This window comes from Streptomyces sp. NPDC018610 (genome assembly GCF_044391765.1).
In the GTDB taxonomy this organism is placed as follows: Bacteria; Actinomycetota; Actinomycetes; order Streptomycetales; family Streptomycetaceae; genus Streptomyces.
In genome coordinates this window covers 192041-202768 of record NZ_JBISAL010000014.1, presented here as the reverse complement: position 1 = coordinate 202768, position 10728 = coordinate 192041, and the positions used below count along the sequence as shown (strand labels likewise).

The window sequence follows — 10728 nt, the reverse complement described above, 5'->3', positions numbered from 1 at the left end:
GCGGTGGTGGAACCACTCGGGGTGTTTGTGGACCCAGGGGTGGTCGGGGGAGCACTGGAGGGCGAAGTCGAGGGCGATCTCCATGCCGAGTTCGCTCGCGCGGGCGACGAAGGCGTCGAAGTCGTCGAGGGTGCCGAGGGCGGGGTGGACGGTGTCGTGGCCGCCTTCGGGGGAGCCGATGGCCCAGGGGACGCCGACGTCGTCGGGTGTGGCGGTGAGGGTGTTGTTGGGGCCTTTGCGGTGGGTGGTGCCGATGGGGTGGATCGGGGGGAGGTAGACGACGTCGAAGCCCATGGCGGCGATGGCGGGCAGGCGGCGGGCGGCGGTGGTGAAGGTGCCGTGCGGCTGCTCGGGGGTGCCCTCGGAGCGGGGGAAGAACTCGTACCAGGCTCCGTACAGGGCGCGTTCGCGTTCGACCTGGAGGGGCAGGGGCGTGGAGGCGGTGACCAGCTCGCGCAGCGGGTGGCGGGCCAGGACCGCGTCCACCTCCGGCGTCAACGCCGCCGCCAGGCGTGTCATGACCGGCAGCGAGTCGTCCTCCATCACCCGGACGGCCTCCAGCACCGTCTCGCGCTCCGGGCCCTGGGGCGCCCCGGCCGCCGCCCGGGTGTGCAGCTCGGCGCCCTCCTCCAGCACCAGCCCGGCGTCGATGCCGGCCGGCACCTTGATGCCGGCCGTGTGCCGCCAGGTGGCGACCGGGTCGCTCCAGGCCTCCACGTGGTAGGTCCACCGTCCCGGCGCCCCGGGCGTCACCTCGGCGCCCCAGCGGTCCGTGCCGGGGGCCAGCTCGCGCATCGGCGTCCACGGGCCCGGACGGCCCTCGGGATCCGTCAGCACCACGTTCGCGGCCACCGCGTCGTGGCCCTCGCGGAACACGGTGGCGGTGACCTGGAACGGCTCGCCGGTCACCGCCTTGGCCGGGCGTCCGCCGTACTCCACGGCCGGACGTACGTCCCGCACCGGAACGCGGCCGATGACCGCGGTCGGACTCGGGGTCGAACTCATGGTGTCACCTCCACAGTGCTTGCGGCCGGGCTCGCGCCCGGCCGGGAACCGGATCCTGCTCGGTGGTGCGTCCCGCCCGGTGGTGCGCGGGCCCTACGCGCCGGCGGGGGACGGGGTCTCGTCGGTGCGGGTCCGCGCCGTACGGCCCTTGCCGCCCCTGCGCCGGCCGCGGCCCGCGGCGGCGGCCACGTGCGGCCGGGGGGCGCTCTGCTCCCGCAGATAGGTGACGAGGTTCGTCCGCAGGTAGCGCTCCGCGGCGTCCGCCGCCTCACGGGCGCAGCGCTTGCCCATCAGCACGCACAACGTGTAGCCCGCGTCCTCGAACGTGGCCCGCACCCTGCGGTCCTCGGGAGACGCGAGCGTCGCGCGTTCCCACGCCCGGTAGCGCCGCAGATGCCGGGCGACTTCGGTCTTGGCGGGTAGCAGCATGGCGCCGTTCACCTTTCGGAAGCGCTCGATGGGCACGTTTCCCCGACGGTCGGGGCCAAGACCGCGCACGCACAGGCACGGGTCCCGTTCACGGCGCTCGAGACTTTCACTCATGGTGCACGTTCAACGACTCACCGTCCTGTTGGAACTTCAACCAGCCATCGGCCCCGTTCGCCCCGGTCGGAGCCGCTCGTGTTGCACGAATGGCGTAGTGGCCGCAGTGTGGATCTGACTCAGAGGCAACACATGCTCACGCTTCGTGCTCGGGGATTCGCCCACAGGGGCGGAACGGGAGCGCGGGCCTCGCCGGTGAGGAGCCAACGACGATGAAGACCGCAGTGCCCTGCTACTACCACCTCGACGTGGAAGTCAGCCCGGAACGGGTCGGACAGGTCAGGCGCATCCTGGCCGCTCACCTTCGGTTCTGGGACCTGGAGGACCTTGTCGAACCCGTGTGCGGCGGTGCCGAGATGCTGCTCAAGGCCATCGACGAACACGCGAGGGACAAGCACACGTCCATCGAGATGTGGTGGACCGGCCAGCACCTCATCACCGCGATCGGGGAGAACAACCACGATCTGCGGCCCGACCAGGACCTGCGCGCCTGCCTCGCCCGGATCGCGGCGACGAGCGACGGCTGGGGCTGCTGCGCCTCGGAGACCGGCAGCAAGATCATCTGGTTCTCGCAGCGGGCCCGCGCCGGGGTGCGCGTGCCGCTGGTGCCGAAGGCTCCGGCCCCGACCCTCACCGAGGGCCTGCAGACGCCGCGCGAACTGCCGGTCGTCGCACTGGCCCAGTCGGCCGGCGGCCCCCGGGCCGTGCTGGAGGGGGCCCGGTGACGGCGCGCAAGAAGCGCAAAGGGGTACCCGTGCCACCCGTGCCCGTGTGGAGCGGGTACCCCTATCCGCTGGGCGCCGCCTACGACGGGGAAGGCACCAACTTCGCCCTGTTCAGCGAGGTCGCCGACCACGTCGAACTCGTCCTCGTGGACGACGCCGGCGCCCACCGCCGCGTCGCGCTCACCGAGGCCGACGGCTTCGTGTGGCACGGCTACCTGCCCGGCGTCGGCCCGGGACAGCGCTACGGCTACCGGGTACACGGCCCCTGGCACCCGGCCGCCGGCCACCGGTGCAACCCGAAGAAGCTGCTCCTGGATCCCTACGCCCGGGCGGTGGACGGACGGCTCGACGACCATCCCTCGCTCTACGAGCGCGCTCCGCACGGCCCCGACCCCCACGACAGCGCCGGGCACACCATGCTCGGCGTGGTCACCGACCCGGCCTTCGACTGGGGCGACGACCGCCCGCCGCGCCGCGCGTACTCGGACAGCGTGATCTACGAGGCGCACGTACGCGGCCTGACCCGCACCCACCCCGACGTCCCGCCCGAACTGCGCGGCACCTACGCCGGCCTGGCCCACCCCGCGGTGATCGAACACCTGACCAGGCTGGGGGTCACGGCCGTCGAGCTGATGCCGGTCCACCAGTTCGTGCACGACGGCGTGCTCCAGGGCCGCGGCCTGACCAACTACTGGGGCTACAACACCATCGGCTTCTTCGCCCCGCACAACGACTACGCCGCCCACGGCACCCGCGGCCAGCAGGTCGCCGAGTTCAAGTCGATGGTCAAGGCGCTGCACGCGGCCGGCCTCGAAGTCATCCTCGACGTGGTCTACAACCACACCGCCGAGGGCAACGAGAAGGGCCCGACGCTGTCCTTCCGGGGCATCGACAACGCCTCGTACTACCGTCTCGTGGACGGCGACTGGGCGCACTACTACGACACCACCGGCACCGGCAACAGCCTGCTGATGCGTCACCCCTACGTGCTCCAGCTGATCATGGACTCGCTGCGCTACTGGGTCACCGAGATGCACGTCGACGGCTTCCGCTTCGACCTCGCGGCCACCCTGGCCCGGCAGTTCCACGAGGTCGACCGGCTCTCCGCCTTCTTCGACCTGATCCAGCAGGACCCGGTGATCAGCCGCGTCAAGCTGATCGCCGAGCCCTGGGACGTCGGCGAGGGCGGCTACCAGGTGGGCAACTTCCCGCCGCTGTGGTCGGAGTGGAACGGCCTGTACCGCGACGCGGTACGGGACTTCTGGCGTGGCGAGGAGCACACGCTCGGCGACTTCGCGTCCCGGCTGACCGGCTCCTCCGACCTCTACGCCCACAACCGGCGCCGCCCGCGCGCCAGCGTCAACTTCGTGACAGCGCACGACGGTTTCACCCTGCGCGACCTGGTCTCGTACAACGACAAGCACAACGAGGCCAACGGCGAGGGGAACCGGGACGGCGAGAACAACAACCGGTCCTGGAACTGCGGCGCCGAGGGCGACACCAAGGACCCGGAGATCCTGGCCCTGCGCGCCCGCCAGCAGCGCAACTTCCTCGCCACCCTGCTGCTCTCGCAGGGCATCCCGATGCTCTGCCACGGCGACGAGCTGGGCCGCACCCAGGGCGGCAACAACAACGCCTACTGCCAGGACGACGAGGTCTCCTGGATCGACTGGCGGCTGACCGGCGAGCAGCGCCGGCTCGCCGACTTCACCCGGTACGTCATCGGCCTGCGCACCGCCCACCCCGTGCTGCGCCGCCGCCGCTTCTTCCGGGGCGAGACGCCGACCCGCGACGACCAGCCGCTGCCCGACCTGGTGTGGCTGCTGCCGGACGGCCACGAGATGGCCGAGGAGGACTGGCGGCGCTCCGACGCGCACTCCGTGATGGTCTTCCTCAACGGCGACGCGATCGCCGAACCCGATCCGCTGGGCCGGCCCGTGGTGGACGACTCGTTCCTGCTGCTGCTCAACGGCTACTGGGAACCGGTCGACTTCCGGCTGCCCGGCCCCGCCTACGGGGACCGCTGGACGACGCTCATCGACACCGCCGAGCCCCAGGGCCCGCCGGACGAGGCGGAGCACAAGCCCGGCGGCGAGCTGTGCGTGGAGCCGCGCAGCCTGGTCCTGCTCTCCCGCCCGCCGAGGACCGAGCGGCCCGGCTGACCGGCCCGGCACGTGTGCGAGGGCCGCCCCGATGCTCCGGGGCGGCCCTCGCACACGTGCCGGGCGAGCGGCGGATCAGGCCTCGCGGCGGGAGGTCACCGTGAACTGCGCCCCGTCGGCGTCGCGCAGGACGACCTCCTGCGAGCCCTCGCGCAGCACGCTGCCGCCGTGGCTCTCGGCCGCCCGGGCGCAGGCGGCCACGTCCGCGACCCGGAAGTGGATCTGCCAGTGCGGCCGGATCGTCGGGTCCGGCGCCGCCCCGAGCGCCCCCGACTCGATGCGCGCCACGATCTCGCCGTGGCTGCGCAGCACCACCTCGTCGCCCTCGTAGCGCACCTCGACGCAGCCCGGCCGCTCCGAGGCCCAGTCCAGGACCTCGCCGTAGAAGATCGCGGCGTCGAAGGCGTCACGGGTGTGCAGTCGGATGAAGGCCGGCGCGGCCTTGCGCCAGGTCTCCCAGTCGGTGAACAGCTCGCCCTCCCAGATCCCGAAGGTCGCGCCGTCCCGGTCGGCCAGCAGCGCGGCCCGTCCGGGCGGCAGGGAGATCGGGCCGACCGCGGCCGTGCCGCCGCGCTCCTGCACCCGCGAGACCGCGTCGTCGGCGCTCCGCACGGCGAAGTACGGCGTCCACGCCACCGCCATCTGCCACATGGAGGCGACCGCCGCGATCCCCGCGACGGGCGCGCCGTCGACGAGAGCGATGCGGAAGCGGTCGCCGAGCTTGGCCGAGCGCCACTCCCAGCCCAGCACCGCCCGGTAGAACTCCTCCGTGGCCTTCAGGTCGCGGCTGGTCAGACTGACCCAGCACGGCGCCCCGCACACCGTGCGGGTGGAGACGCCACCGGTCGAGGGGCTGGAGGGTGTCGCGTCGTGGTTCATGGCACGTCCTGGTCTCGTCGGCCGGTGGCCACCGGTCTGGGACCAGTGTCCGACCGGCGCTCCGAAGGCGCCTGCCGAGTACCCCGCGCGTGTCGCCGAAACGGCGGCCGCCGGGCCCCGGTGCGGCGCCCGACGGTCACCGGCCCCGTCCCCGTCACCCCGTCTCGGCGAGCAGCTCCTCGCGCAGCTGGGCGAAGCAGCCGCTGAGCAGCCGCGAGACGTGCATCTGCGAGATGCCGAGCTGCTGGGCGATCCGGCTCTGCGTCATCCCGCGGAAGAACCGCAGGTAGAGGATCATGCGCTCGCGTTCCGGCAGCGCCTCCAGACAGGGCCGCACCGCCACCCGGTCCACCACGAGGTCGTAGCGCGGGTCGGCCTCGCCCAGGCCGTCGCCGAGCGCGTAGCCGTCGGTCCCCGGGACCTCCGCCTCCAGCGACAGCGCGGCGAAGCAGTCCAGGGCCTCCATGCCGGTGCGCACGTCGGCCACGCTCAGCCGGGTGTACTCGGCGATCTCGGCGACGGTCGGCGGCCGGCCCGGCGTCGTCTGGGCCAGTTCCTTGGCGGCCCGCCGCACCCGGTTGCGCAGGTCCTGCACCCGGCGCGGCACGTGCAGGGTCCACATGTGGTCGCGGAAGTGCCGCTTGATCTCGCCGGTCACCGTCGGCACGGCGTACGCCTCGAACGCGTAGCCGCGCCCCGGATCGTAGTGGTCGACGGCCTTGACCAGGCCGAGCGCCGCCACCTGGTACAGATCTTCCAGGGCCTCGCCGCGTCCGCGGAACCGGACCGCGATCCGCTCGGCCATGGGCAGCCACACCTGGACCAGCTCGTCCCGGAGCGCCTTGCGTTCAGGGCCGTCGGGCAGGGCCGCGAGCCGCTCGAACGCCGCCGCGGTGTCGGGGGCGTCGTCGTGCGGATGGGTCTTGGTTCTGCCGGTGGTACGCATACGCTGCGCCTCCCTCAGCAGGTGCTGGGTGGACGGACACCGCGGGAGGCGCGGGCACGGGACGTGCGGAGAGACGTCGGGGCCCCGGCGCGCCGGCTCCCACGGACGTGCCTCCGGTCCGAAGCACTGGAATGCGGATTCCCGAAGTCGGCGATTCCAAAACAATTCCGAGAATGCATGACGGTATGCGACCGCATGAATCTCAATTGTCGGCCCGGGGCCGGAGAATTGCCACCGCAGTGAATGCTGTGCATTTCAACGACCGGTGAAAGAGGCCGGTCCGGCCGGTCGGCGGGAGACGCCCCGGGCCCCGCGCGCCGGGCGGTCCGGGCTCCCGGACCCGAGCCTTGACCCCGCCTTGGAGGAAGTTACCTCTGCTACAGAGGTAATGTCGGAGCGTGGAACGAGACGAACCGGACGACGAGACGTACGCCGAGGAGCTGGCCGACGCGCTGGTCGGCGTCCAGCGGCTGATCCGGCGCCGGCTGCGCGCCGGCCTGACCGTGTCGCGGCTGCGCGGCGCCGAGACCGAACTGCTGCGCCTGGTCGAGGCCCGCCCCGGCATCCGCGTCTCGGAGGCCGCCAAGGACCTGCACCTGGCCGGCAACTCCGTCTCGACGCTGGTCAACCAGCTGGTCCGGGACGGCCTGCTGGTCCGGGAGACGGACCCCGCCGACCGGCGGGCCGCCCGACTGCTGCTCACCGAGGCCGCCGGGGCACGGCTGCGCGACTGGCGCGAACGCCGCGCCGCCCTCGTCCGCAGCCAGGTGGACCGGCTCGACCCGGCCGACCGGGACGCCCTGCGCGCGGCGGTCCCCGCCCTGCGCAGGCTGGCCGAGAACCTGCACGAGGAGACCGACCGCCCATGACCCGTGACCCCGCCGACCTGACCGAGGAAGCGGCGCACGACGGCGCCGACGCCACCGCGTCCCCCGCCCCCGACCCAGTGCCCCCCGCCCCCGACCCGGTGCCCCCCGCCGCCGGTCCGGCGCCCGACGCCGTCACCTGCGCGGGGCTCGCCTACGCCTTCGGCGGGACCAACGCCGTCGACGGCCTCGACCTGGACGTGCGCCGGGGCGAGGTGTTCGGACTGCTCGGCCCCAACGGGGCGGGCAAGACCACGGCGATCCGCTGCATCACCACCCTCCTGCCGGTCCCCGCGGGCATGGTCCGCGTCTTCGGCAACGATCCCGCCGACGACCGGATGGCCGTACGCCGCCTGCTCGGTTACGTCCCCCAGCAGCTGTCCGCCGACGCCGCCCTCACCGGCCGTGAGAACGTCACGCTGTTCGCCCGCGTCTTCGACGTCCCGCGCCGCGAACGGGCCGCCCGGGTCGCCCAGGCGCTGGCCGCCGTGGACCTCACCGACGCCGCCGACCGGCTGGCCAAGACGTACTCCGGCGGCATGGTCCGCCGCCTCGAACTGGCCCAGGCCCTGGTCAGCGCGCCCCGGCTGCTGATCCTGGACGAACCGACCATCGGCCTGGACCCCATCGCCCGCACCGGAGTGTGGGGGCACATCAACGCCGTACGCGAAGCCACCGGCATGACCGTCCTGGTGACCACGCACTACATGGACGAGGCGGATCAGTACTGCGACCGGGTCGGCCTCATGCACCGCGGCCGCATCCGCGCCCTCGGCACCCCGGCCGAGCTGCGCCGCGGGCTCGGCGAGCGACGCCGTGCCGAGGGCGGCCCCGCCGCGCAGACGCCGCCCACGCTGGAGGACGTCTTCCGTGACGTGGCAGGCAGCGGTCTCGACGACAGTTCAGGAGATTTCCGCGATGTCCGAAGCACCCGCCGCACCGCCCAGCGTGTCGGCTGACCCCGCCCTCGCGGACGGCATCGGCCTGCTGGTGCGGCCGCCGCGACCCCGCGCCGGCTGGCGGCTGCTGCCCGCGCGGGTCGCCGCCATGTGCGCGGTGGAACTGCAGAAGCTGCGCCACGACCGCACCGAGCTGTACACGCGTGCGATCCAGCCCGCGCTGTGGCTGCTGATCTTCGGTCAGACCTTCACCCGTATCCGGGCGATCCCCACCGGCGGCACCCCGTACATCGACTTCATGGCGCCCGGCATCATCGCCCAGTCCGCCATGTTCATCGCCATCTTCTACGGCATCCAGATCATCTGGGAGCGGGACGCGGGCGTCCTCAACAAGCTGCTGGTCACCCCGACCCCGCGCTCGGCGCTGGTGACCGGGAAGGCGTTCGCGGCCGGGGTGAAGTCGCTGATCCAGGCCGTGGTCGTCGTCGTGATCGCCGCCCTGCTCGGCGTGGCGCTGACCTGGAACCCGCTCAAGCTGCTCGGCGTCGCGGCGGCCGTCGTCCTCGGCTCGGCGTTCTTCTCCTGCCTGTCGATGACCATCGCCGGCATCGTGCTCAGCCGCGACCGCCTGATGGGCATCGGACAGGCGATCACCATGCCGCTGTTCTTCGGCTCCAACGCCCTGTACCCCGTCGGCGTGATGCCCGGCTGGCTCCAGGCCGTCAGCAAGGCGAACCCGCTCAGCTACCAGGTCGACGCCCTGCGCGGACTGCTGCTCGGCACGCCCGCGCACCTGGCCGCCGACTTCGGCGTCCTCGCGCTGGCCGCGGCGGCCGGCATCGCGGCGGCCTCCGCCCTGCTGGGCCGGCTGGCCCGGTGACCGCCCGCGGCGGGTCCGCCGGCACGACCGGCCGGCCGACCCGCCGCGGAGGCGGCCCGACGTGATGTGCGGCACGCCCGAACCGGCCGCGGCGACGCCCCGATCACGGATATCTCCAGCGCACGGCTTGATCATCGATCAATGGGGCGGAATTCCCCGACCGCGGCGCATTCCGCGCATTTGACAGTGTGCTCGGCCCACAGATAGGAAGCAGCTCTGAAGTCGAGAGGTTGCATTGTGTACGAGCCGAACGTGGTCGGGGACTGGCAGGAGTACGACGAGCATGCCGGTCTGCGGGTCCGCGTCCACAGCCTGGAGCAGGCCGAGCCGCCGCGCGGGCGCGACGACGCCGCCGAGGGGCTGACGTACTTCCGGGTCCGGGTCACCGTCGAGAACCGCGGCGCCCGGCCCTTCGGCGTCCACCTCGAGGACGGCCAGCTCGACGTGCGGATCGGCCCGGACGGGGAGAGCGCGTTCGTCGACTGGCGCAACTCGCAGTTCATCGAGGGCTACGACGTCCACCCGCTGCGCCGGGCCACGGCGGTGCTGTACGCGGCGGCCCCGGAGGCCGTCCTCTCCCAGATCGACGTCCAGGTCCAGCTGCGCGTCGAGGACGAGTGGACCGGCCGCAGGCTGTGGTCCGGCGGCATCGGCGTGCAGGAGGGGCCCGTCGGCGCGGCCTCGCCCTGCTGCGCCGGCCAGGGCGGCCTGGCGCACCAGATCAGCAACTTCCTGCGCGACCAGGCAGAACCGGGCGCCACGGGCTGACCCCCCGCGCGGGACGGGCGGACCGCCCCGTGCCGGCCACCTCCCGTCGCGTCAGTGCGGGATGCCGTCGATGATCTCGCGGGCGCCCTGGCGCAGCAGTGTCACGGCGACCGACGTGCCGAGCGTCGCGGCGTCCAGGGGCCCCGCCCACTCGTGCGCGTTCAGCCGCGTCTTGCCGTCCGGCGTGAACACGCACGCCCGCAGCGACAGCTCCCCGCCCCGGTCGACCTGCGCGTACCCGGCGATCGGGCTGTTGCAGTGCCCTTGGAGCACGTGCAGGAACATGCGCTCCGCGGTGGCCGCGCGGTGGGTGTCGGGATCGCCGAGGCCGCTCACCGCGCCGATCAGCTCGCCGTCCCCCTCGCGGCACTGCAGGGCGAGGATGCCCGCGCCGATCGGCGGCATCATCGTCTCCGGGGACAGCACCTCGCTGATCACGTCGGACCGTCCGATGCGCTCCAGACCGGACGCGGCCAGCAGCAGCGCGTCCGCCTCGCCGGCCGCCAGCTTCGCCAGCCGCCGGTTGGCGTTGCCGCGGAACGGCACGCAGGAGAGGTGCGGGTGCGTCGCGGCCAGCTGGGCGATCCTCCGCACCGCCGACGTGCCGATCCTGGTGCCGGCCGGAAGCTCGTCGAGGGTGAGCCCGCCGGGGTGGACGAGCGCGTCGCGGACGTCGTCCCGCTTCAGGAACGCGGCGAACGTGGTGCCCGCCGGCAGCGGCCGGTCGGCCGGCACGTCCTTGAGGCAGTGCACCGCGAGGTCCGCCGCACCGGCCAGCAGCGCGGCGTCCACCTCCTTGGTGAACGCCCCCTTGCCCTCCACCTTCGACAGGTCGCCGAGCCACTTGTCGCCGGTGGTCTTCACGGGGACCACCTCGGTGCGCACACCGGGATGCAGGACGGCCAGTTCGGCGCGGACGCGCTCCACCTGGGCGAGCGCCATCGGCGAGTCACGGGAGACGATGCGGATCAGCTCGGGCACGGACATGCGGGACACGATAGACCTTCGGCCCGGTCCCCGGGTGCCGTCCGCCTCGCGGCCCGCTGGAGTGCTTG

At 73.1% G+C, this 10728-nt stretch carries 11 protein-coding genes; 6 read left to right on the top strand and 5 right to left on the bottom strand.

Translation table 11 applies throughout. The annotated features are described in order from the left end of the window. Positions 1-1005: maltotransferase domain-containing protein (locus tag ACH5A8_RS31515; protein ID WP_399007406.1), on the bottom strand; the 1005-nt coding region annotated here is incomplete at its 3' end. 93 nt (positions 1006-1098) lie between these two features. Beyond that, positions 1099-1434, bottom strand: coding sequence for a DUF5133 domain-containing protein (locus tag ACH5A8_RS31510; RefSeq protein ID WP_399007405.1), 336 nt, complete (start codon positions 1432-1434; stop codon positions 1099-1101). Positions 1435-1760: 326 nt separating this feature from the next. Between ACH5A8_RS31510 and ACH5A8_RS31505 the strand changes: the two genes are divergently transcribed. Further along, the gene (locus tag ACH5A8_RS31505; protein WP_399007404.1) at positions 1761-2273 is read left to right on the top strand and encodes a pep a2; all 513 of its coding nucleotides are present in this window, start codon (positions 1761-1763) and stop codon (positions 2271-2273) included. After that, positions 2270-4435: a glycogen debranching protein GlgX gene (gene glgX, locus ACH5A8_RS31500; protein WP_399007403.1), complete on the top strand. Its 2166-nt coding sequence runs from the start codon at positions 2270-2272 to the stop codon at positions 4433-4435. The genes ACH5A8_RS31505 and glgX overlap by 4 nt, the downstream gene beginning before the upstream one ends. Positions 4436-4510: 75 nt before the next feature. Here the strand turns inward: glgX and ACH5A8_RS31495 are convergent, their stop codons facing one another. Both ACH5A8_RS31495 and ACH5A8_RS31490 read right to left on the bottom strand, forming a co-directional pair. Continuing rightward, positions 4511-5314 (bottom strand): VOC family protein, encoded by an 804-nt coding sequence (locus ACH5A8_RS31495; protein ID WP_399007402.1) that lies wholly within the window; start codon positions 5312-5314, stop codon positions 4511-4513. A gap of 154 nt (positions 5315-5468) precedes the next feature. Beyond that, complete coding sequence (locus tag ACH5A8_RS31490; RefSeq protein ID WP_399007401.1) at positions 5469-6260, bottom strand: SigB/SigF/SigG family RNA polymerase sigma factor; 792 nt, start codon at positions 6258-6260, stop codon at positions 5469-5471. Between the two features lie 398 nt (positions 6261-6658). On the opposite strand from ACH5A8_RS31490, the gene ACH5A8_RS31485 reads away from it, so the two are divergent. The 4 genes from ACH5A8_RS31485 to ACH5A8_RS31470 all read left to right on the top strand — a co-directional run bounded on the left by ACH5A8_RS31485 (position 6659) and on the right by ACH5A8_RS31470 (position 9673). Then, entirely contained in the window at positions 6659-7129 is a 471-nt protein-coding gene (locus ACH5A8_RS31485; RefSeq protein ID WP_399007400.1) for a MarR family winged helix-turn-helix transcriptional regulator, read from the top strand. After that, positions 7126-8085, top strand: coding sequence for an ABC transporter ATP-binding protein (locus tag ACH5A8_RS31480; RefSeq protein ID WP_399007399.1), 960 nt, complete (start codon positions 7126-7128; stop codon positions 8083-8085). Before ACH5A8_RS31485 ends, ACH5A8_RS31480 begins: the two co-directional genes overlap by 4 nt. Next, a complete protein-coding gene (locus ACH5A8_RS31475; protein WP_399007398.1) occupies positions 8045-8905 on the top strand; it encodes an ABC transporter permease in 861 nt (286 codons plus the stop codon). The genes ACH5A8_RS31480 and ACH5A8_RS31475 overlap by 41 nt, the downstream gene beginning before the upstream one ends. A 237-nt stretch (positions 8906-9142) precedes the next feature. After that, entirely contained in the window at positions 9143-9673 is a 531-nt protein-coding gene (locus tag ACH5A8_RS31470; RefSeq protein WP_399007397.1) for a hypothetical protein, read from the top strand. A 51-nt stretch (positions 9674-9724) separates the two neighbouring features. Here ACH5A8_RS31470 and hemC read toward each other — a convergent pair whose 3' ends face one another. Next, entirely contained in the window at positions 9725-10660 is a 936-nt protein-coding gene (gene hemC, locus ACH5A8_RS31465) for a hydroxymethylbilane synthase (protein WP_399007396.1), read from the bottom strand. Between the last annotated feature and the right edge of the window lie 68 nt (positions 10661-10728).

Coding starts and splice junctions, on each gene's coding strand:
- ACH5A8_RS31510 (WP_399007405.1), bottom strand. CDS start 1,434: ATGCTGCTACCCGCCAAGACCGAAGTCGCCCGGCATCTGCGGCGCTAC.
- ACH5A8_RS31505 (WP_399007404.1), top strand. CDS start 1,761: ATGAAGACCGCAGTGCCCTGCTACTACCACCTCGACGTGGAAGTCAGC.
- ACH5A8_RS31495 (WP_399007402.1), bottom strand. CDS start 5,314: ATGAACCACGACGCGACACCCTCCAGCCCCTCGACCGGTGGCGTCTCC.
- ACH5A8_RS31490 (WP_399007401.1), bottom strand. CDS start 6,260: ATGCGTACCACCGGCAGAACCAAGACCCATCCGCACGACGACGCCCCC.
- ACH5A8_RS31480 (WP_399007399.1), top strand. CDS start 7,126: ATGACCCGTGACCCCGCCGACCTGACCGAGGAAGCGGCGCACGACGGC.
- ACH5A8_RS31475 (WP_399007398.1), top strand. CDS start 8,045: ATGTCCGAAGCACCCGCCGCACCGCCCAGCGTGTCGGCTGACCCCGCC.
- hemC (WP_399007396.1), bottom strand. CDS start 10,660: ATGTCCGTGCCCGAGCTGATCCGCATCGTCTCCCGTGACTCGCCGATG.